We start from the raw sequence: 22,309 nt of genomic DNA on the forward strand, positions 1-22,309 counted from the left end.
CTTGTCCCCATCTGGGAAACTTTGTTTTGAATCTGTTTCGCGGACACTCGACAGTTGTTAACCTGAGACATCCTGAGACCCATTGCATCGAATCATACCGGATGCGACTGGATTTTCAGAGCTGACTGTAAATAAACAAGACTCAACATCGACTCCTCTGAACAACAGAATCCCCCCTCTTCTCGATTATGTTCCCTCTTCTCTTTCTGCTAGTCGCCCGAGTGACCACATGGAAGCAACATGCTTGCTCTGTGTCGTTGTTTGCTCGTGCCGAATCGGCAGTAAAGCATATCCTCTGCTCCGCTGAGCTTGGAGTGAACCGAGGAACTTGCGAGTGGAGTATCCCCACCGAACACCGCCCTTATCAGCAGCGGTCAAAAACACGTCTGCACTCCGAACGTGTCAATAAGTCTGGGAATCGCAAGGGCAGATTCTATTGTTCTCGGTACCGAGGACATATACATGCTCGCATCTTCCGAAACCACGATTCTTTACTCGGCCTTTTCATTTTTGGTCGGGGCCGCGATCGTTTGGGGTATCACCCAGCGAATCAATGCGGTTCGTCGCACCGTCCAACAACAGGCGGCTGAAAAGCTCGTCGAGGCGGCACGCCGCGAAGGCGAAACGCTACGCAATCAAGCGATCGTCGATGGCAAAGAGTCGGTGCTCAGTATCAAGGCGGAAGCGGAAAAGGAAATCGCCGCCGAACGCAAACAGTTGCTGCAGCGCGAAGCCAAACTCGATCGTCGCGAAGAGACGCTCGAACAGCAAGAAGACGGTCTTCGAAAGCAACAACGCGGACTCGAGAGCACGCAGCAGCGACTCGATACGCAGCTGCGCGCTGCCACCGAGCAGCGAAACCGGCTCGAAGAAACGATCAAACAACAGCAAGGTCTGCTCGAAAAGGCGAGCGGGATGACTCGCGAAGAGGCTTCGCAAACATTGCTCTCGTCGTTGGAACAGGACCTTGAATCCGAAATCGGCTCGGTGCTGCTGAAGCATCAGAAACGGCTTAGCGAGACCGTCAAGGCGCAAGGTCGCGAGATGTTGTTGACTGCGATCCAGCGTTTCGCATCGGCACATACCGCGGAATCCACGACCAGCACGGTGGATGTCCCTAGCGATGACATGAAAGGCCGCATCATCGGTCGCGAAGGTCGCAATATCCGCGCGTTCGAAAAGGCGACCGGCGTCGATGTCATTATCGATGATACGCCAGGAGTCGTGATCGTCAGCGGGTTTGATCCGGTCCGCCGCGAGATCGCCCGTCAATCGCTGACACGACTGATCAGCGACGGGCGAATCCACCCCTCGCGAATCGAAGACGTCGTCGAGGAAACGGCCAAGGAGATCGACGATCTGATCATCCAAAAAGGGCGTGAGGCGGCGGATGAAGTCAACGTCAGCGGATTGCACGACCGTGTGATTCAAATGTTAGGCCGCTTGCACTTTCGTACCTCGTACAGCCAGAACGTGCTGCGGCACAGTGTCGAAGTCGCCTTTATTTCAGGTTTGTTGGCAGAGATGTTGGGGATGGACGGCGATTTGGCACGCCGCTGTGGATTGCTGCATGACATCGGCAAAGCCGCTGATCATGAACTCGAAGGCGGCCATCCCAAAATCGGTGCCGATATTTTGCGACGCTCTAACGAGGGTCCCGAAGTCGTTCACGCGGCACTGGGGCATCACGATGAAATCGTCACCGAGCATCCTTACACGATGTTGGTCGCCACCGGGGACGCGTGCAGCGCCAGTCGCCCGGGTGCCCGACGCGAATCACTCGAGCGGTACATCAAACGGATGGAAGAACTCGAATCGATTGCGACCCGCTTTAACGGTGTTCGTCAAGCGTTTGCGATCAGCGCCGGCCGTGAACTCCGCGTGATCGTCAACAGTGACCGCACGAGCGATGAAGAGGCCGCCACGATTTGCCGCAACATCGCCAAAGCGTTCGAGAAAGAATTGACCTATCCCGGCGAAATCAAAGTCACCGTACTGCGTGAATCACGATTCACCGAAACCGCCAAATAGCGGCCCCCCCATGTCGTTGATCGCTCCCAATGTCGCCAATCGCTCCGCGATCACAACGTCTATCCCGTAGTGGATCTTGCTAAAGATCCTTCAAGCAACGGCACTATCTTGATGACAGGCTGGAAACCTATCCCACGTGGCGAAACGTTAACGCAGTGCCCCGGCGCGGTTGAGATTCGGTAAACTTTGATGCACCGCAACGTGGTGTCTCGAAACCAACCTTCTTTTCTTTCGGAGCGTTCTCGCCTTGGCCGCAAACGAATGGGCATGGTTGCCTACCCCTCGCAAAGACATTTTGCCAACCATCCAGGCAGCACTGCGTAAGCGGTTCGTGTTCTGTGACGTGATCGCGGACCTGTTGTCGGCGGCGTGCTACGAGCCATGTAACGTGTTGCTCTGGGGGCCTGGGGGGCACGGAAAATCGGAAATGGCGGTCACCGCGCTTCGCGCACTCGGGCTGCGTGACGAAGAGATCTTTATTCAATCGTTTGGCGAAGGGATGAGCGAGGACCGATTGTGGGGCGGCCCCGACATGGCATCGCTTGACACCTGTGTCCGATATGACACGACACGCTCGTTTTTGGCGCCACAATACAAAGTCGTCATCTTCGAAGAACTGTTTGACGCTCCGGCGCAAGCCCTGCTGCCGCTGAAAGATGTTTTGACTCGCCGCGCGTTCATGAACGGCACCGAGCGTGTTGAGATGTCAGCCAAGGTCGTGATCGCGTGCACCAACAAAGACCCACGCGAGTTTGCCGAAGGTAGCGATGCGGTGCAAGCGCTGATGGAACGTTTTCTGCTGCAAAAAGAAGTCCGCTGGCCCGGCTACGAAGCCAAACATTACCGCGAACTGTTTGCCAAAGTACGACGTGGTTCGAGTATGGGTGGCAAACAATTGCAAACGATGCTGTCCAAGGTGATTGCGGGACTCAACGAAGAAAAAACGTTCATCATGTCGCCTCGGATGGCGATCCAATCACTCGAAGTCGTCAGCAACGCGGCCAAGATCCACGGCGACATGACGATCACCGCCGAAGCATTTCAGAGCATTCGATTTGTCCAGGGAATGCAGTCCTATACGGCCGATCTGGAGCGGCGGATTGAACGCCAATTGCCTGACGAAAAAATTAGCATCCACCTGACCGACGCCGATTTTTCTCACAACGATGCGGGTCCGCTGAAAACCCCGCGAACCGAAATCCCTGCCCTTATTTCCGACAGCTTGTCGTCACGCTTTATCCATTGTGACGAGATCGTTCAAGTGTTGACGCATGCGTTTTTCCAGCCGTGCAATGTGCTGCTGTGGGGCCCCGGCGGTCATGGCAAATCCGACATGGTGATGACGGCGCTGAAGAAATTGGGGTACCTCGAAAACGAAATTTTCTTGCAGTCCTTTGGCGAAGGGATGACCGAAGACCGTTTGTGGGGCGGCCCCAACATCGCCAAGCTGGACGAGTGCCTCGAATACGATACCGATCGTTCGTTCCTGCCGTTCGAAGTCGTTATCTTGGAAGAGATCCTTGACGCGTCGTCTCAAGCACTGCTACCGCTAAAGGATGTGCTGACACGGCGAGTTTTCATGAACGGCAACCAACCGGTGCCGATGCGGTCTCAGGCGATTGTGGCTTGCACGAATAAAGACCCTCGGCAATTTGCCAAAGACAGCGATGCAGTCAAGGCATTATTGGAACGATTTCCGCTGCAACTAGAAGTCCGCTGGCCCTCTTATGATCAAGCGGACTACGAGGCCTTGTTCAGCAAAACCAATCCCGATGCGGGGCCGGACCGCCGCAAACTCAATCGCATCTACGCTCATGTGATCGCGAACTTGAACGATGACCGAGAGAGCGGTTTTCAAATCTCGCCTCGAATCGCCCTGGGAGGGCTACGGTTAGCAGCCAACAGTGTCGGACGTCATCAGCGAAAAAAGATGATCGTCGATGACATTCTGACGATCCGCAACGTGCAAGGAATGGAGTCCTACAAGAAGGACGTTGAATCGCTGATCCGCTCGGCGTTACGCGAAGGCGGCGTGGAAGTGCTGCTCAGCGACATCGACGAGCGTGCCCGACAACTGCGTGGTAAGATGCAGGACATCAATCTCAAATTCGCCTCCGCCAAAGATCTCGATGACGAAGCTCGCGGCGACGTTAATGACGAAGCGATATCGGATATGGTCGATTTGATGAGCACGATGGATGCACTGAAACATGAATTGTTCAGCATCGAAGTCTCCGATCCGATGCTGATCAAATGGAAAAAACGCTCCGAAGAAGCGGTCGACGAGGTCGCTGCGGAAATCGAGGCGGGGAGATAGACAATGACGCAAGTTCATGTCGCTCGCAAGTTTCGAGACTTCATTCGCTTCCACACGCACATCACCTATCCCGAATCGAGCGAACGACGTCAACAAATCAATACCGCCGAGGTGGTCAAGAAACTTGATGCAATCGGAATGGGGCACGTTCATGTGCCGATTATTTGGGACGGAGTGCACTTGGTCGACGAAGGACGCCTAGCAGGTGCAAATGAAATTGAGCGACGCGTTCGGCTGACGTATCGCATGCGGATGTGGAAGTTGACAACGTGGATCGATGAAGTATTCAGTTGGTCGGCGCGGGATGTGGATCTGTATCTGCAACTTGCTCAAGCGCTACGCGAGGTCGATTTCGAGCATATCAAGGGACGTACCGACGTCGACCGCGCGATTGCGAACATTGCCATCATCGCCACCGCCAAACGCTCGATCGCGCAAGGCATTCCGCCCGACACGATCACGTGGCAAATCAATTGGGCATTAAAACAGGTCGGCGGACTCGAGGCGGACGAGGTCGAATTGCTTGAGTGTCTGCCGGACGAGAGCATGTTGAAATCCGCTGACAAAATCGATCACGAACAGATGTCACGTGACCGCGGTATCTCGTCGATCGCATTGGTCGAAAACATTGATACGCGTGGCAAGATCGCATCGCTGTTTGCCGATTGCTTTGGCGGCGTTCGGCGAGACACCGAGAAGAAGGAAACGCATCCATTGTCGGTTCGTCGGCTCGATGTCGCGTCACGGTTATTGGCGGAACCCGGCATGGAAGCGCTGCTGCGAATCTCGCGGATTGCCAACGAATACGTGGCATTTCAGCCGCGGTTCGAGAAGAAAATGACTCCGGCGGTCGATGGAGATCAAACGAGAATGAGGATGATGCAGTCCTATGATGAGCTGCCGAAATTGGCCCCGGCCGCCTGGGCATTAAAAGTGGCGGCCCCAAAATACTTTCGTTATCGCTTGGCAACGAAAAGTTTTATGGTGCGCGAGAAGATCAAACGCAGCGACAAGAAACAGTTTTTTTACGCCATGCTCGACCGATCCAAATCGATGCAGCAAGGCGAGCGGATTTACAAGTTGCTCGCCATCTTGCTGAATCGTCTGCGTGCCGTGGGTCGACGCGAAGCGATCCTGGGGTACAGTTTTTTTGATTCCGTTGTTCACGAAGAGGTCATCGTCCGTGAAGTTGCCGAGGCCCGTGAAGAGATCCGGCGAATGCATTACGAGTTCTTTACCGGCGATGATACGGACATCAATTTGGCGCTGCGGGAAGGCATCAAACGCATCAAAAATTTGGTCGATGACCAAGAATCCGAGCAACCCGAATTGATCATCGTGACCGATGGTGACCACGGTATCAATGTCCGCCCCGATGAATTAAAAGGCATCATGTTGCACGTGTTCGTGGTCGAAGAAAGCAACGACGACCTGATCAAACTCGCCCATCACACCGGCGGCGTCGCACTGGACGGACTGTAGGCCGGAACGCTTGGCGACTTTCGCTACGGGATTAGAGACGCGGGGGGCAACAGGTTCAGCTCGCCACTGGAACGTGTTCCCAGAGCGCCCCACAATCCGTACGGACTCTTGCTGCCTGGCGGATTGGGGCTTCCCGGATAAACCGAACTGCGACGGGTGTCTCCCGTGTCGATACTGTCCGTGATGAACCGCACGCTGCCGTCAGCAAAACAGACATGCACTCCACTTTGATGTCGACTGCTGGCGGTTAATACGCCCCAGCTATCATCTTGATCGTGTGCTAAGGTGATCTCGCGATTGGGTGGCAGAATGGTATTGAAACCGGAATACAACGGCATCCCATCGGCCCAACGAAACCCTCGCCCGGTGTCGCTGGCCAATTCGAACTCAGTGGCAACTTCCTCAACCGCCCAGAACTGCGGTCGTTGGGGATCGATCAGTTTCGCGTGATCGCGAGCCCAATTCGGATGATCACGTAGTTCCAGTCCCGGCCCCACGATCGGATTTGTGCGATTATCTCGGTCATTAAGATCGGTGGCCATTTCCCCCAGCATGATCGTGTTGGACAATCCATCGGTGACATCACTCAGTCGCGTCACCACGCGTGGCACAAATACACCTCGCATCGCCGCGTCGGTCTGCTCGGCCAACGTTTCGTCATAAACGAACACGCCGTTGACCTCTTTGAAGGGGCCCGAATCCGCGGCCACCATGCCATCACCAAAACAGGCGGCATAGTTGATCCGTCCGTATGACGGCCGCCCCATCCCCGGGTCACTTGGACATCGATAAAGCGAAAATTCCCACTGCCAAGGTTCGTAAGCCTCGACGAACGGTTCCGGACCGCCCGCGACCCAAGGTTGTGGCGACTCATCCGACGTCCCACCCTCGCCAGTCTCCTCCTCCATCAACTCCTCAAAGTCCCAATCGGATGATTCCATGCCCATCGAGTAGTAAAAAGAATCATCGAGGTCGCGTGTCGTATGGATTTCATCCCAGACGGCGTTGTGCCCCAGAAAGGGCAGTAGCCCCACAAAAATGCTAAGTCGACGATCATTATCTTGCCCCGCCGCGATACTGCCGTCCGTCCCCGATAACTGGACCGGAAACTGTGCGAACGCTTCATGATACGCCTGGACGCCCAACCCGACTTGCAACAGGTTATTCGCACAACTGGTTCGCCGTGCTTGTTCACGAGCCGCTTGCACCGCGGGCAACAACAGCCAAATCAAGACGGTGATAATCAACAACACACCGAACAACTCCACCGTCGTAAAACCGCCGCGACGTGCATTGTTAAGACGATGTTTGCCGACGCATGCGGTGGTGAGATTCAGCGGCCACCAGCTCGATGATGTCATTCGGAAACCTCGTTGGTTGTCTCGCTCGATTTCGAATCAGCATACGGCTCATCCGATTTCCACTCACTCGGGATCTCGCCATCGGCACGCGAACCGAGCTGTTTCAAAATCGTGGCGTCCATCGATGGATTGCAAAACCGATAGCTGCCATTGCCCAGCAACACATTCGCTCCGTTGGGATGATCGCTGGCAATCCCGCCCACGTAGGTCGCCGAGACCTCTTGTTCAGGTCCCTGAGGACCGCGAATCCGAGCGAGTTCCGCGTTGATCGCATGTCCCGTGTTGCGAAGACTCGAACGTGTACCGCTGATCCAGCCCAAATCCTCTTCGAACCGAGAAAGTTTTTCACCAACAAACGCGGTGTAGGCCAAACCGTCGGTGATGTCGGAATCGATCACTGGCACGTTCAAAAACAACACTCCGTCGTTGTCTTCGTCGATCGGCGTTTCGGTCGACGCGTGAATTCCGGCGTAACAGCTCGTGTTTTCTCGCATTCCCGTTTGCGATGGACATTGCAGCATCGGAAGCGACAAACTTCGCACCTCCGCATTGGCAGGTGCATAGACACTCTGGCTGCGATCGATTGCTTCATAAACGCTTTGTGCGTCCAACATCGGCAGCAATCCGCTGATCCAATTGTGGTGATACCCTAATGGTTCATTTAGAATCGGCCCGCTGGGATTGACCGTGCCCATTGGGTAGTGAACATTGCGAAGCGAATAAGACGACAAGGCAAGCGACAGCTGAGTCAAGTTTTGCTGACACGCCGTGCGCCGCGACAGTTCACGCATGTTTTGCATCGCAGGAAGTGCCAATCCCACCAACACACCGATGATTGCGATCACGACCAGCAACTCGACCAGCGTAAAACCGCCAGCCAATCGCCGCGGTGAGGTAGCGAATGTCACCAAGACGTTCGGTCCAGTTGATTGAAACGATAATCCTCGGAACTTTTGACGAGTTCCACTACTTGGTTGTGTCATTTTTCGGACTCCGATACTGGCTGCTGTCTTGTAATTTGATCAACCACGTGATCGCCCCGCATCCAGCGTGCGATGACGCGTTGATCTCCGTCGGACGTGACGACGATCCGTTCTTGATTTGCTTCATCGAGAGGCAGTTCGATGGTTTCTTTCTGTAACACGCTGACCGCATCGATTGCGGCGATCATGGTACGAACTCGAGTACGCTGGACCTCTGATTTTCGCAGTGAAAACTCGCCGACCAACATCGTCCGAGTCGCCTCGACCACCACCATCAACACGACGACGACCAGCAACAGGAATGCGGCGCCTCGGCGGACCTGCTTCTTACGTTTTGTATTGCCACTCATTGTTCAGCCTTCTCCGGATTGGGTGCCTCAGGAGCGGGCTGCCGATGCACCGCCTCGACCACGAACGAATGCGACGCCGGTTCGGTATCGATGACGACCGTCACTTGGTTCTCGCTGGTTCGCAGTACGGCGTTTCGTTCTTTTCCGATCTCAAATGACTCTACACTTTTGATCTGACCCGATTCCAATCTCGTTCGCCTCAATGATCCCTGTTCGGCACTCCACTCGTACCGCACTTCGAAATCACTTCCCAGCAACTGCAGCGGCCACGCTTCGGTCGATGACGGCAATTCGTTAGCTTGATGCACATCCGTTCGCAATTGGGTGGCAAATCGCTGGATCGCATCCCGCTGTTGAACCGAGGCATTCCCTCGCCGACCGATCTTGGTGACCGACGACATGATCGTAGCTGAGGAAATTCCGATCGCGAGCAACACCGAAAGCGTTCCAATGACCTCGATCAACGTGACGCCATGACGCGGGACACGGGACGATTGCTTTATTTTAATTATCATCATCCAACCGCCAATCGTGAAGGGTGACATGCACGTCGGGTGAACAGGTCGCTTCGATACGAAGATGCGTTCCCGACCGCGATTGCGACTGAAAATCGTTGACCGTTACCTTAACGTCACATTTCGTTTGTTCGGTGATCGCCGCCGCGACTTCGTCGGCACTCGACTCTAATTCGTTCGCAGTGACGTCGCGCAGACGTTCGAGCGTGTTTTCGGCAGCAAGCGTCGCCACCAGTCGCTGGTCCGCTTGCTTGGAAAGCACCGCACTGCTTTGCGCCAACTTCATCAATGCCACAACGGCCGTAGCGAGCAAGACGAAACAAATCGCCGCTTCCACAATAAGACTGCCGCGGCGTCGAGCATGGCGATGACTAGCTGAGCCCATTGATGATCTCCGACAACGATGCGAACAATCCAGCCGCATATGCAAGCACGAGCAGTCCCAAAATCACAATCACAACGGGGAAAAAGATCCCCAGCAACCAACGGCTGTTGGCGTTGGCATTGCGTACGCTTTGATCGGCAATGGAACGCAATAATTCGCTCATCCGTTCAGGCGATGCGCCTTCAATCCATTTGGCTTCGGTTGCCGTCAACCATTTCGCTTGCTGCATCACCGCCGCGATTGAGTGACCAAATTCAAGTCGCATAAATGCTTGGTGCATCTCATTACGCTGTGACGCCCAACGCGAGATCGAATGACCAATACGAATCGCCTGGTCCAGCGGCATGCCCGCGTCAATCGCGTCCGCGAAGCCATTGAGCACTTCGGCTTTTCGATTCGCCCGATGGGGCAGCATCGGAACCCACTGCGGCAACCGCAATCCAAAAATCCGTCCGCGACTGAGTGCAGGAACAATCATGCCACACAGGATCACTAAACCAACCAGTACCCAACCGGATGCAAAATTGGTTAGCAGAACCCTCGAACCTCGCGAGCTGAAACTAAATTCTTCCAGCATTTTCTCGAGGGTCGGTGTGATGAATAACGCTAAGAACGTCAAACAGAGATAGACCATCAATCCGACTGTGATCAGATAAATGAATTGACCGTACGCCGGAATTTCACCGGAATCAATATCCGACAGTTCGTCGCAGTGCTGGACCCAGCGGTCGTGTGAATCGCGTGTCGTTCGCTTCACTTTGGAATCGGGTTTGCGAATGGTTCGCAAAGCAATTGCGGTGGAAAAGAACAGCGGTACGCCGGACGCTTCGGCAGCGTGAACCGGATCCTCCCCCGCCCTTAGTCGGTACAGATATTGACGACATTGGATTCGCAAAGGCCCCGATCGTGAAAACGCAGCCACCACGTTCTCAATATGACCATCATGCCGCTGAATCGAACCGATCATCTCATTGAATGTGCGAGTGGCGTGTTGCCAGCGACGCCGCCGAAAATCTTCAAAGCCCACGATCACTAACGTCGCGAATAAAACGCTAACCGGTGTCGGCAGGACCAACAACAACAGGACAAAGAAGACGAAGTAGCCAAAAATCCGCAGCCCGGTGGCGAGGTAAGGGTTCATGTCAAGCCTCCGATCATGCTGGACACCGTATACCAGAACCAACCGAGCGTGGTCGACACTGCGATCCAAATCAATCCGCCGGCAACCACGGTTGAGAACAATGGCATCAACTGAGTCAGCAAGACCAAGCGGCGATGGGCGACATCGTCAAAATGCTGCGACGCAATTTGCCACTGGCGTTCGGGGCTGACCGTCGCTCCATCGACAATCGCTTCCAACATGGCGGCATCGCCACGTGACCAGGATGTTAAACCGACTTCGGATTCGCCTCGCTCTAATCGCCGGATCGTGTCGTTTAACCAACCATACGCCGTTCCTTGTTTGACGACACTGGCAGCCGCCGTGAACGCTTCGGAATACGTGTACCCGGCCGCCAACAAACGAGACACCGCATCACTTACCGCCGCCCACTGAATTGCCGATTTCGTCGACCGATACCCCGGCAATGCTCCCCGAACAATACCGACCAAGGCAAAACCGATTATCAACACCGACATCACCACGGTGAGATAGGGTACCCACAACACACGTTGTGGCGTCTCGACATCACCGAACAACCCATCGGTGGATGTCGTGAGGGCTTTCACATCGATCGAAATTTTGATGGCAACAAGACTCGCAACAATCCCCGATGCAATTACAAACAACCACCCACCGGTGGTTGACCAAATTGCACGCTTGGTCATGTTGCGTCGTTTCTGTTGTCCGTCCAACCACTGCAACACGCTTGCTTCGTGTTGGGTGCCGGACGCCATCAACCGCTGTGAAACGGCATCGAGTTTTTTTACCACAACGCCACCTGACGATAGACCGGCCCGATCACCCAAGCGATATAGGAAAACACAAACAAAATTCCGAACGAAACGATCGCAAATCGCGGCACCAGGTGCGTCCAAAAATATCGCTGTCGACGTGCTCGTTCAAGGTGAATCGTGGCAAGATAGCGAAGACGAGCGACCAGCACCTCTTTGGCCGCGACCTCCGGAACTTCGATCGTTTCCATGGTGACAGGCGAAAGCATCGATACGATCTCAGGGCTATTCATACTCGGATTCGACAGCGATGAATACGACTTCGCGCCTGATAACGCCGCGGCATTTTCGATCGCGACATCGTCTGGCACGTCCAGCGCGATCTGGTCGGCCAACGATTCACAAAACAAACCGAGCCGAACACTTTTAGGAAACGGAATGCGACTGCGAAAGTAAATCGCCGCAGCAACAATCACTACAACAAAAACGATCGCGGGCCAAATCCAATAGACCGACAACCATTCACTGAAATGCACCACTGGATCAGGCCAGCGGATGTCGGGCGTGTTGTTGCTCAGTACCATTCGCGTCATCAATAGCACTAGCACGGCATAGGCAAGGACAATCAACATCACCGGATACACCCACGCCAATCGAATATTGCGTCGGTAATCCGCTTGTTTACGCAGTAATCGAGCGAGTCGATTCAACAGCCGAGCGTCACCGGATTGCTCGCATGCGCTCACACACGCGGCAACTTGAGCGTGGTTCGGCAGCCCTGGCGAATCGAGTGCCTTCGCGATGGTTTGCCCCTGCTCGAGTTTTTCCGCAATCTCACCCGCCAACCGCCCGACTCGCCCCAACCGACTGCGTTCTAATCGGCGAAGTGCGTCTGCGACCGAAACATCACGACGCATCGCGCTGGCGATTTCTTCCAGCAGAGCAGCGAGTTGAAGCTGAGAAAGTTTTGCCACGGGGAATTTCGCCGCATTCACAGACAAGTGGAGGAGGATTCAGTGCCATTACAATAAGCATGTCGCGGAGGCAAAGCAAGCATCACGCCGCGGACAAATGCAATCGGCGCCCTATGGAGGCCGGTCCGCAGCGAAGCGGAGACCCGGCATAACGGTGAAATAAAGAGTGAGGATTGAGGAGGATGGAGCAAGGAGTGAAAAAGAATGAACCTGCCCAAAACAAGTTTCGGAGGGGTCAGATCTCGCAGGCCTGCGTCGCTCAGGAGACCATCTCGGAAAGTCGCCGACTCGTCTTTCGCCGCCAAATAAATCCGTCGAGCACGTAATGCGTGATCTGAGGGACGGCTAACAAGGGAACCAACGCGATGTCGATCCCCTCGATGTTGCCTAAAAAACCGAAAACACTCGAACCCCATAGCCAGGCTCGCTCTTGCCATAACCCGCTGTCCCAGAGCAATTCTTCGGCGTACGCCAGCAACCACACCAAACCCAAGAATTTGGCTACTCGCGTTGCAGCGACTCGCTTTGGATGATCGCCAGTGTCATCGGTTTGCCGCCAACGATACCAATAAACCAGCACCATGTAGGGCACGCCGTGGATAATCACGTTGGTCACGGTAAACGCGTAATCGGAATTCAGAGTGATGATGCCGACATACCAACACAACGCGGTCGTTAAAACCACGATGTCCTTTCCCGGCGAAAATTGCCCCTTAGCCAATCCACGATAACTCGAACGCACCGCGTACGCGATTAACGACAACCAATACAACGGCGCAATCCAGGCAGCGATATCCAGCGAAATCGTGGCAAAGTCCCCCTCACGAAACCACCAAAATCGCCTGGGCAAATGCGTGTGCCAATAAACCAGTGGGTATATTGTCGCTAAATAAATCACGCTGGCGTCAACCCACCAACCGATCCGACTTGTCTCGCCGCCACGAGAACGATACAGAGCGACCCAGCCATATTGTTGACGAATGAAATGGAACACCGCCAAATAAGCAAGTGCTCGCCAAAAACCGATCACGCTCTCGCTGTAGATCGCCCAACTGATTCCAAACGCCAATAACGGCGTCAACCCGTAAAGCCAAGGTCGGCGACGCAGTTCAGCACGATCAAAATAGACTCGAAACCCCGTGGCATAGACATGAGCCACATCGATCAACAAGATCGCTACGATCCAGGCCCACTCGGGCGTGTCCGAATGCAACCATCCAAACGGAATACCGATCGCCAACAGTGCAAACGCAATCAGGGCACTCCCTAAAAACGTCAGCAAATCCACTCGTGGCGAAAACAGCCAGGGAATCGATCGGCGAGACGCATTTTCGGACACCGTAACCATCCCTCTACAACAGTGACTCGAAGGGATGTTTGCGTTCGGCTAGCACTGCTTCGGCAGCACGCACGCCGTGATAAAAGGCTTCTTCCATTAATGCGACACCGCTCAAATCCGTACCGGCGAAATGCAGATTGGCAATCGGTTTCGCCGCGCTCAGACGTGCCTCACTAAACACAAAACCGGGGCGTGGCTGGATCATCGCGTGTCCCCAACGCATGATGTCGATGCGAGTGATCAACGAGGCGATCTTGGGATGTGGCCGCGACAAGTCCGCTAATACAATTTCGGCCCAGTCCGACCACGTCATCCCTAGTAGCTGCTGGCGTGAAACTTTGCCTTCGTTCGCCGTCATCGGATAGTACCACGTCAACACGGTTGCTCCGTGATCGAGCCCCGTTTGATGGGTCGACGTGACGTAGCCGAGCGATTTGCTTTCGTAAATCACATTGTCCCAACACATCGGCATCCCGTCTTCGCGCGGACGGTCTCGCAGATGAACATTCGCGACGATCCATGCTCCGTAACGAAACGCTGCCGTCGATCGATCGGCAATGCGGCTGAAATCGCGGATCAAATACGGAGCCAAAAACTGGGGGGCGGCAAAGATGACATGCTCGGCATCAAAGCCAACACTCTGGTCGGACTGGCTGTCCCAAGCGGTGATCTTCGCAGTACCTTTCTCTGATAGGGCGAGTTGGATGTCGCCGGCGGCGGTCGAAGGACGCAATTGATCTTGGACACGATTTACAAAATGCTTAACAAAACGACCGTTTCCCTCAGGCCAAGTCATCACATCCTGAGACGAGGTGCTGGTTACCCGAGCCCGCGAAGCAAAATAGAAGATCCCAGCCCACGCGCTGGTTTGATCCATCGTCAAACCATAGTCATCACGGCATGAATAATCGACCATCCAACGCAATCTCGACGAGGTAAAGCCGCGGTCGTCCATCCACTGCTGCATTGAAATTTGGTCCAGCGATCGAACGACGTCGCCATCGGCCCCGGTTGCGATCGGGATCGCGAACAAGCGTTTGCCGTCATCATCGCGGCGGGCGATCCATGCATCCATTTCGGCTTGAAATTTCTCGAGTTGAGCAAGATCGTCTGCGGACGCCCCGGATGCAGGATACAGTCCTTCGATCCATTGCCCATCGACAAACACGCGTTCCTCGGGATCGCGACAAAGGAATTGTTCCGCGACTCGTGGTGAACCATCCTCGGTTTTGCCGACCACCACGTTCATCTCTTCCAGCAGGGTCACCAATGCCCGATTTTCCTTCATCGGTGCGGGCACATAATGAGCACCCCAAGGAAACTCAAACGAAGCGGATTGTCCACTGCGTGACGTTCCGCCGAGGACCTTTTCGATTTCCAGCAGGCGAAAATTCTCGAGCCCTGCCTTTTTTAATCGCCAAGCAGCCGACAGCCCTGCGATTCCGCCACCCACGATCACGACGTCGGCATGCTCGCTAGAACTTGGGTCGTATTTCGGTCGCAACCCGTCGCGAATGCGGTGCCCGACCGAGAAATCAGGACTCAACCACTCGCCCTCCGGTGGCAGCGATTGCCGAGAGCATCCAATGGTTCCGGCGGCCCATGATCCGAGCAGCACGCTCATCAGCTCGCGACGACTTAACATCGGGGGCGAATCGCTCACTCGCTGCGACTCCATTCTTGGTCGTAATAACGCACAAGCACTTGGTTGTTCAATCGATTGAGTTCCGTTTCCATGGGGCGGATGTCGGACGGTAATTCAAACATCGATTTCAGTTGCGAGGGATTCAAAAACCGAAGCTCACCAACCTTATCCGACAACTCGATCACAGCACCGCTGGACGGTGTCATCGTGGCATAGGCGAATCCCCAAACACCAAACGAGGGCACCGATGCACAATAGGGTATTGCGTCAAACCCCGATTCCCTCAGCGTATTCAGCACACACCAGTATGAATTCGGTGCTACAAGTGGCGAGGTACACTGGATACTGAGACGTGCCGAATCGGTCAGATGCTGCTTTAGCATCTGAAAGAAACGAGTGGTGTACAATTTCCCCACTGAATAGCCGCTAGGGTCAGGAAAGTCGATCACCGCGACATCAAATTGCTTTTTCGTGTCGCGGACCCAAATGAACGCATCTTGATTGATCACCGTGACTCGGGCGTCGAGCAGAGATCGAGCATTCAAATCCACCATCAAACCAAATGTTTTAGCCAGATGGGTGATTTCGGGATCGATATCGACGAGCGTCACTGACTGGACCGACGGGTATTTCAAAATCTCGCGAACTGCCAAACCATCGCCGCCGCCGAGCACGAGCACATGTTTGGGGTCCGCCGCAGCGGACATCACCGGGTGCACGAGCGCCTCGTGATAGCGGTACTCGTCAGCCGAATTGAACTGCAAATGCCCGTTTAAATGCAGCTGAAACCCTTGCTGGTTCTGCGTGACGACAATGCGTTGGTAGGGAGTTTGTTTGGCGTAAACGATCGGATGGGATAACAACCGTTCTTCGGCGATCGTGGTTAACGAGTCCGCTTTGATAAAACCGACGACCAGCATTCCGATCACCAGTATGGCTCGCCCACGCAGCCCCCCCAACCCTTTGTCGCTCAGGATCGGCCGCAGCAAATACGTTCCCCACAACCCGACCGACGCGTTCAAGATACCAAACACCAATGACGTTCGCACCAAGCCCAATTGAGGCACCAACAGGATCGGGAACAACAGCGATGCGAGCAATGCGCCGATGTAATCAAATGTCAAAACACGAGAGACCAAATCGCTGAAATCGAGGTGCTCTTTTAAAATCCGCATCAATAACGGCAGCTCGAGCCCGACCAAAGTTCCGATCAGCAGCACGAGGCCGAATAGCGAGACTTGAAACCACTCGATCCAGGCAAACGCGACAAACAAAAACGGAGCCGACAAGCCGCCCACCAGCGCGAGTGCCAGTTCGACTTCGATAAACGTTTTCGCCAGCTTTTCTTCGATGTATTGCGACAGCCAGGAACCGACACCAAGTGCCGACAAATAGACGCCAATCACCAGCGAAAACTGCGTGACCGAATCGCCCAGCAAGTAGCTGGCAAGCGTCCCGGCAAGCAATTCGTAGATCAGCCCACACGTCGCGATGACGAGCACGTTCAGATACAGCAAAGCGAGCGGAGCACGATTCATCGACGTTGTTTAACCTAGAATCGCCGCAGCAATGATCACCGAAATTCCCAATACAATCGCGCCGACAATGATCGCGAGTGCTTGATTGTGATCCTCTTCGATTTCCTTGACGATCGAAAAAGGAGTCAACTTTTCCATGATCCACACAGCCGCAAACAGAACCAGAATCCCGACGATCGCAAACAGGACCGCGGCGATCAGGTGAACCCCTAATAAATCCATCGAACTCTCCGCCGCTTGCGCGGTTATCAATAACACCGAATGCATACTCATTTGAATTCCCAACACTATTTTCCGCCTCCCCAAGAACCGCCATACGATCGACCATAACCGCCGCCGGACACTCGCCCGGCCGCAAACCCGTCCACAAATCCGAGATTGGGCGCCTGCCAACCTTTAGCCGCAGCAACGGAATACCACGCGCAAACGCTCATCCCAAAACAGAGGTAAATGATGAGCAGTGTCTTTTTCATAACCAATTCTCTTTGACTAACAAGCCGTTTCGCCGTGAAGATCAAGCTGGAATTAACTGTCGTCTATTTAAGCGTTGACAGAGCGTACGGCCGGTTCCTACCGGCCGACTCCATCGATCCGTTAAGGACGGCCGGTGGGAACCGGCCCTACTCGAAACTGAACACTTCTTTCTGATCGCTTTGTTTAATCGCTGCTGGCGTAGGGGTTGTAATCACTTTCGGACCAACGTTGCCGTTCAAAGTTGTGGGCATAAAAGTGGAACGCGATAATCGGCAACGAAACAAACAACATCGCGTAAAACGTCATCCATCCATCGGCACGCATGAAAAACGCAAGTTGCACCAAAAGGATCAAACCCAGGAATCCGCCCCAAGACAAATAGAACTCTTTGCCTAATTTCGGACCGGGCTGCATCGGCCCCACACCCCAGGCACGGCGGACGCCGCTGATCCCAAACGCCGCTTCGATTTGCTCGGGATACAAGTAGGTTCCTTGTGAGACGTTCCGCTCCTCGGACGATTTCGTTTTCGATTCTTCGATCGACAGCATCTTGGGCGGTGCGATGTAGTCCGCGGTTTGCACCGAGTCACCGACCGTGACACGCCAATAAAACTCGCCCACGACGTACCGCACATAGGCAACTCCGCGATCGTAAATACGAAACGAATCGCCATTGTAGGTCACTTGGCTGCCAAAGGTGCTGCCCATAAACGACACAGGCTCGACGAAAGACCAATGATTTTGGTTTTCCACCAACCAGCGAAACCCGAGTTCGTGATTGTGCAAAAGATACTCCATCCATGGATACGTTTTGCCTTCATAGAGCGCGAAGCGTTCCATGATTCCGATCACGGTATACTTGGTTCCAAAGAAAACACCTTCGCTGCCGATCGGAACAACCGGATAGATTTCTTTGGCCTTTAGTGTTTGCAGATAAGCGAGTTTTCCGTGATTGGCATCGAGCAAGGAATGGCAATTGGGGCACGTCACACGCTCGGTTTCATCGGGCGTCCGCAACAACAACGTTCCACCACAATTCGGGCAGTTTAGCTGGAGCGCCGCAACCGGCAGCTTTTCGCTCTCGGGATCCGCTCCGCTGGTGTCGACGCCCAAGTCCGCCAACAAGATTTCTTTGCCAATAAACACGCTTGTTTGCTCGCCATATTCAAGCGTTGCAAACGTGCCCTCGGCGCCCTGCAAGTCAGCGAATTTATGTTCCGCACCGGGATGAACCGCCCAAGGAATTTCACCTTCGGCAGCCGCGACCGTGGCAATCCCTTTCTCTCGCACCGAAAACTGGCTGCGTCCCAGTTCCACTTGGCTGTCGAGCGTCACCGAGTCGTATTCAGGCAGTATGATTTTGCTGGTTATTTGACGCTCGAACATCAAATAGAACTTGCCTTGTGCCTCGGTAAGCCAGCCCCACTTCTCGCCCGGGAACACCAAATACCATTCGTCCCAGATGCCCCCCGCCGGGTGCGAATAACGGACACGTCCCGAAATATAGAACCCACGTTTATTAAACGAGCCTGATAAACCGAGCCGCAGCCCCGAGTTGGTTTCGCCGACGTCCGCGACCTTACCGAAATCGGCAACGTCCTTGTCTCCTCGCGCCACGGCGGTTTGACAAAAGTCACAGATCGTGACCAGAGACGAACCGGTCTTGAATTCGACCGGACCACCACACGACGGACATGCTGCGCTGCGATGCTTCATCCCTGATCTCGCTGTACGTTTAGTATGATCGCAACTGTTTGGTCAGCGGCCGTTTTTTGGTCAGCGACAGTTTTTGGGTCAGCGACAGGGCCTTGCTTGGCCGAGTGGGTGCCTCGCACGACCTTACGCACGACCACCTCGCTAGCATGCAAACGCGACGCCAGTTGCTGCTGCCAGCCCCACGCCGGGCGATCACTACAACAATACAGATTGAAGGTTGCCAAGCGATGCTCGGGGTAGGTGTGGCAAGCGAGATGCGATTCGCTAAGCATATACATCGCGGTGACACCGCCATGACCTGGAAACGCATGCCGCTGCGGCTCGCCAACGACTTGCAACCCCAGTTCGGCGACCACGTCATGGCAAATCCCAGTGACGATTTCAAGATCGCGTAACGCCGTCTCGCTGCATCCGTAGGCATCCACGATCCACTCGGTCCCCACACGTGCCGACACGGCAATTGGGGAATCGACAATCGGAATGGGAGGCACGTCGTGCGCTGCGGTTTTCATGTTGCGAATCAGTGATTATTTCTCGTTAGCGGCAGGACGTGAGCCCTTCGGTCGTTTGGACGTTTTACTCGCCGCAACCGGGCGGCTTGCGCCGCACCGCTACTAAAGTAGATGGCATTGGGCTTGTGCGGCGGCGGTTGTGAATCGAACTCTCGCGTTACTCGGCGTCTTACGCCCCACGGCTGACAAGCCCCGGGGGGAGACTAGGCTGGCGGCGGAGGTGGTGGGGTTGCGGCAGCAAACAGACTCGCTAACTGTGGCACCGCCGATGCAGCCGCCCAGCCTTGCATGCCTGCGGTCCAAACCACCGTGTCCGCCTTGACTTCGCCACTGCTGACTCCCGACGCCATCTGTTGCAACGTAAATGGGCCTCGCGTTTCTCCGTTCACGGCAACGTGCCACGCGCCCGCCGGCGGTGGCGGAGGAGGACCTCCCGCGGCTGGAGCGGTTCCGGGTGCGCCGCCCATCTGCGGCATCATGCGGCTGGCCATGGCAAAGCCCATTCCGAGCCCCATTCCTTCGGCCGCGCCCCCACCACCGGGGTTCTCCGCAGCGGCAGTCATCGCTTGCCCCATCTGGTACTGCTGGAAACGATTCATATCGCCGATCACCCCCATACTGGTACGGGTATCGAGTGCTTTTTCGACCGCTTCGGGCAGCGAGATATTAACGACAATCAACTGAGGACAGTCGAGTCCGTACTCATCATCAATCTGTTCGACCACCTCCGCTCGCACGGCGGCAGCAATTTCCTGATAACGAGACGCCAGATCAAGCGCGGGAATGTTCAGTTTTCCGATCACGTCGGAAAACGAGGATGTGATCATCGAACGCAGCAATCCGGTGATTTCGTCCGACTGAAAATCACCATCGGTGCCAACGATTTCGCGAAGCAGCGCTTTGGGTTCAATCGCTTTGAGTGCGTAGGTGCCAAACGCGCGAATGCGGATCGGCCCGAACTCGGAATCCCGCAGCATGATCGGGTTGGGGGTGCCCCATTTCAGATCGGTGATCTGTCGCGTGCTGACGAAATAGACCTCCGCTTTAAATGGACTTTCGAATCCATATTTCCAGCTTGCCAGCGTCGTCATGATCGGCATGTTTTGAGTTGTCAACTCGTAATGCCCGGGCTGATAAAGATCGGCGATCTCGCCATCGTGCACCAGCACCGCGACTTGTCCGGGACGGACGATCAAATGAGCCCCGTTTTTGATTTCATTGTTGTAGCGAGGGAACCGCCAAACCAAGGTGTGGTTGGAATCATCGATCCATTCGATGATGTCGATCAGTTCGCCACGAAGCTTGTCAAAGAGTCCCATGTGCCTACCGCTTATCGATTGAGTATTTGCAGTCCAATATTAACGGTCTGCGAGTGATCAGCATACCACGCGACGAATCGCCCATGGATTCCCAGGCGTCAAAAAAATCGCGACAGGGCGCGCGAAGTGCCAAGAAAACCAATCTACGCGAACTGCTGCGATTGTTGCGTACACGCTGCGAGCGAAATTTAACGCAACGCAAGTTGAACGGGATGGATGGGTCAGCAGCGACACCGCGATCGCGGCAAGGGAGATGGCGGTCGTTGGCGACCTGCCACAAGCCGCGCAACATCCCCCGGCGGCTCACAGGGCTCCGCACAAAGGTTATGATCTAGGCGAACGCTGTTCCCCCAACGCCATCAATTAACGCCATCAATTAAATCGTCAAGAGAACCCATGGCCGAATCCAACGAATCCCGACCGAACACTTTCTTTATTGAAGTCTCCGGAGCGGGGCTTCCCGAAGTCGATGGTCTCTTCGTCCCTTCGACGGCACCTCCTGCGAAATCGGAATCGGGGACGGTTTCGAGCATCGGCTACTGGAACGGCAAATTGGCGTGGGACCGTGCCGACGGAAGAGCGGCCCGAAGCCCCGCACTCTCCTATTCCAACAGCTACAAGTCGTGGCGAATCTGCCGCCTCGATGGGCACCTTGCCTACGACATCACTTGCGACGATGACCTGCCGCCGACCGACCGAGAATGGCACGTCTACAAAAAGGGAGTCGCCCCGGCTCCGAAGTTAACGCTGCACCACTATGACCCTCGGCAACCCTGTCCCAAACCTAACGTCATCTTTGTGCTCGGAGGCCCCGGTGCCGGCAAAGGAACGATGTGTGAGCTGGCCGAATCGCAACTCGGCTGGACTCACCTCTCGACCGGTGACCTGCTCCGCCAAGAGCGACAAGCGGGCGGCCCCACCGCTGCCACGATCGACGAGTTCATCACGGCTGGCAAATTGGCGCCGAACGAAATCATCGTCGGACTGCTCAAAAACGCGATGGAAACGGTGACGCGAACGACCGGAAAGAACAACTTCCTGCTCGATGGATTCCCCCGCTCACTGGCCAACCTCGAAGCCTGGTACGAGATCTTCGGCCGCGATACCGAGCTGCCCAAGATGCTTTATTTCGAGTGCCCCTACGCTGTTTTGGAAAAGCGTGTCTTGGGGCGTGCCAAGTACACCGGCCGAAGTGACGACAATGTCGAAAGCTTGAAGCTGAGATTCGATACCTACAAGGCCGAAACCTTGCCCACCGTTGAATTGTTCAAGAACATGAATAGGTGTGTCGAAATCGACACCAGCCTTGACCGTCAAGCCGTTTACGCGATCGTCGCCAGCCATCTCGCCGAATACACCGACCAAAAATTGACTGCCCAACCACTCAGCGAAAGAGCGGAGATGCTGCTTGGGCTGAGGCCTTTCCCGAAGAGTGATGCGTGATCCGACACGCCCGATCAAACATAAAACAGTCG

Annotated in this window: 20 protein-coding genes; 4 read left to right on the forward strand and 16 right to left on the reverse strand. The window is 54.9% G+C overall.

All coding sequences use genetic code 11. The features are described from left to right. The first annotated feature begins 462 nt into the window (after window positions 1-462). The 3 genes from rny to ABD971_RS05940 all read left to right on the forward strand — a co-directional run bounded on the left by rny (window position 463) and on the right by ABD971_RS05940 (window position 5,830). Complete coding sequence (gene rny, locus ABD971_RS05930; RefSeq protein ID WP_345320337.1) at window positions 463-2,031, forward strand: ribonuclease Y; 1,569 nt, start codon at window positions 463-465, stop codon at window positions 2,029-2,031. Window positions 2,032-2,278: 247 nt separating this feature from the next. After that, on the forward strand, window positions 2,279-4,348 hold the full coding sequence (locus ABD971_RS05935; RefSeq protein ID WP_345320339.1) for an AAA family ATPase: 2,070 nt from the start codon (window positions 2,279-2,281) through the stop codon (window positions 4,346-4,348). A 3-nt stretch (window positions 4,349-4,351) separates the two neighbouring features. Continuing rightward, window positions 4,352-5,830, forward strand: coding sequence for a hypothetical protein (locus ABD971_RS05940; protein ID WP_339945042.1), 1,479 nt, complete (start codon window positions 4,352-4,354; stop codon window positions 5,828-5,830). A 23-nt stretch (window positions 5,831-5,853) separates the two neighbouring features. On the opposite strand, the gene ABD971_RS05945 is transcribed toward ABD971_RS05940, so the two are convergent. The 16 genes from ABD971_RS05945 to ABD971_RS06020 all read right to left on the reverse strand — a co-directional run bounded on the left by ABD971_RS05945 (window position 5,854) and on the right by ABD971_RS06020 (window position 20,834). Then, a complete protein-coding gene (locus ABD971_RS05945; RefSeq protein ID WP_345320342.1) occupies window positions 5,854-7,191 on the reverse strand; it encodes a DUF1559 family PulG-like putative transporter in 1,338 nt (445 codons plus the stop codon). Next, window positions 7,188-8,099: a DUF1559 family PulG-like putative transporter gene (locus ABD971_RS05950; RefSeq protein ID WP_345320344.1), complete on the reverse strand. Its 912-nt coding sequence runs from the start codon at window positions 8,097-8,099 to the stop codon at window positions 7,188-7,190. Before ABD971_RS05950 ends, ABD971_RS05945 begins: the two co-directional genes overlap by 4 nt. Window positions 8,100-8,170: 71 nt before the next feature. Continuing rightward, a complete protein-coding gene (locus ABD971_RS05955) occupies window positions 8,171-8,524 on the reverse strand; it encodes a hypothetical protein (RefSeq protein ID WP_345320346.1) in 354 nt (117 codons plus the stop codon). Beyond that, on the reverse strand, window positions 8,521-9,039 hold the full coding sequence (locus ABD971_RS05960) for a type II secretion system protein (RefSeq protein WP_345320348.1): 519 nt from the start codon (window positions 9,037-9,039) through the stop codon (window positions 8,521-8,523). Before ABD971_RS05960 ends, ABD971_RS05955 begins: the two co-directional genes overlap by 4 nt. Then, window positions 9,029-9,424, reverse strand: coding sequence for a hypothetical protein (locus tag ABD971_RS05965; RefSeq protein ID WP_345320350.1), 396 nt, complete (start codon window positions 9,422-9,424; stop codon window positions 9,029-9,031). The genes ABD971_RS05960 and ABD971_RS05965 overlap by 11 nt, the downstream gene beginning before the upstream one ends. Continuing rightward, the gene (locus ABD971_RS05970; protein ID WP_345320352.1) at window positions 9,411-10,565 is read right to left on the reverse strand and encodes a type II secretion system F family protein; all 1,155 of its coding nucleotides are present in this window, start codon (window positions 10,563-10,565) and stop codon (window positions 9,411-9,413) included. Before ABD971_RS05970 ends, ABD971_RS05965 begins: the two co-directional genes overlap by 14 nt. Then, on the reverse strand, window positions 10,562-11,356 hold the full coding sequence (locus ABD971_RS05975; RefSeq protein ID WP_339945056.1) for a type II secretion system F family protein: 795 nt from the start codon (window positions 11,354-11,356) through the stop codon (window positions 10,562-10,564). Before ABD971_RS05975 ends, ABD971_RS05970 begins: the two co-directional genes overlap by 4 nt. Further along, entirely contained in the window at window positions 11,350-12,291 is a 942-nt protein-coding gene (locus tag ABD971_RS05980; protein ID WP_345320355.1) for a type II secretion system F family protein, read from the reverse strand. The genes ABD971_RS05975 and ABD971_RS05980 overlap by 7 nt, the downstream gene beginning before the upstream one ends. 259 nt (window positions 12,292-12,550) lie before the next feature. Beyond that, window positions 12,551-13,639, reverse strand: coding sequence for a hypothetical protein (locus ABD971_RS05985; protein WP_345320357.1), 1,089 nt, complete (start codon window positions 13,637-13,639; stop codon window positions 12,551-12,553). A 4-nt stretch (window positions 13,640-13,643) separates the two neighbouring features. After that, complete coding sequence (locus ABD971_RS05990; RefSeq protein ID WP_345320358.1) at window positions 13,644-15,293, reverse strand: flavin monoamine oxidase family protein; 1,650 nt, start codon at window positions 15,291-15,293, stop codon at window positions 13,644-13,646. Then, window positions 15,290-16,813 carry a polyamine aminopropyltransferase gene (locus ABD971_RS05995; RefSeq protein WP_345320360.1) on the reverse strand — a complete coding sequence of 508 codons (1,524 nt, stop codon included), beginning with the start codon at window positions 16,811-16,813 and terminating at the stop codon, window positions 15,290-15,292. The genes ABD971_RS05990 and ABD971_RS05995 overlap by 4 nt, the downstream gene beginning before the upstream one ends. A 9-nt stretch (window positions 16,814-16,822) precedes the next feature. Next, window positions 16,823-17,086 carry a DUF350 domain-containing protein gene (locus ABD971_RS06000; protein ID WP_339945066.1) on the reverse strand — a complete coding sequence of 88 codons (264 nt, stop codon included), beginning with the start codon at window positions 17,084-17,086 and terminating at the stop codon, window positions 16,823-16,825. Between the two features lie 14 nt (window positions 17,087-17,100). Next, complete coding sequence (locus ABD971_RS06005) at window positions 17,101-17,286, reverse strand: hypothetical protein (protein ID WP_339945068.1); 186 nt, start codon at window positions 17,284-17,286, stop codon at window positions 17,101-17,103. 184 nt (window positions 17,287-17,470) lie between these two features. Further along, the gene (locus ABD971_RS06010; RefSeq protein WP_345320363.1) at window positions 17,471-19,003 is read right to left on the reverse strand and encodes a DUF4178 domain-containing protein; all 1,533 of its coding nucleotides are present in this window, start codon (window positions 19,001-19,003) and stop codon (window positions 17,471-17,473) included. Then, entirely contained in the window at window positions 19,000-19,515 is a 516-nt protein-coding gene (locus tag ABD971_RS06015; protein WP_345320365.1) for an S-adenosylmethionine decarboxylase family protein, read from the reverse strand. The genes ABD971_RS06010 and ABD971_RS06015 overlap by 4 nt, the downstream gene beginning before the upstream one ends. Before the next feature lie 203 nt (window positions 19,516-19,718). Beyond that, complete coding sequence (locus ABD971_RS06020) at window positions 19,719-20,834, reverse strand: SPFH domain-containing protein (RefSeq protein WP_339945074.1); 1,116 nt, start codon at window positions 20,832-20,834, stop codon at window positions 19,719-19,721. 396 nt (window positions 20,835-21,230) lie between these two features. Between ABD971_RS06020 and ABD971_RS06025 the strand changes: the two genes are divergently transcribed. Continuing rightward, entirely contained in the window at window positions 21,231-22,277 is a 1,047-nt protein-coding gene (locus ABD971_RS06025) for a nucleoside monophosphate kinase (protein ID WP_345320367.1), read from the forward strand. The last annotated feature ends 32 nt before the right edge of the window (window positions 22,278-22,309 follow it).

The sequence above is a fragment of the Novipirellula rosea genome, assembly GCF_039541335.1.
Lineage (GTDB): Bacteria > Planctomycetota > Planctomycetia > Pirellulales > Pirellulaceae > Novipirellula > Novipirellula rosea.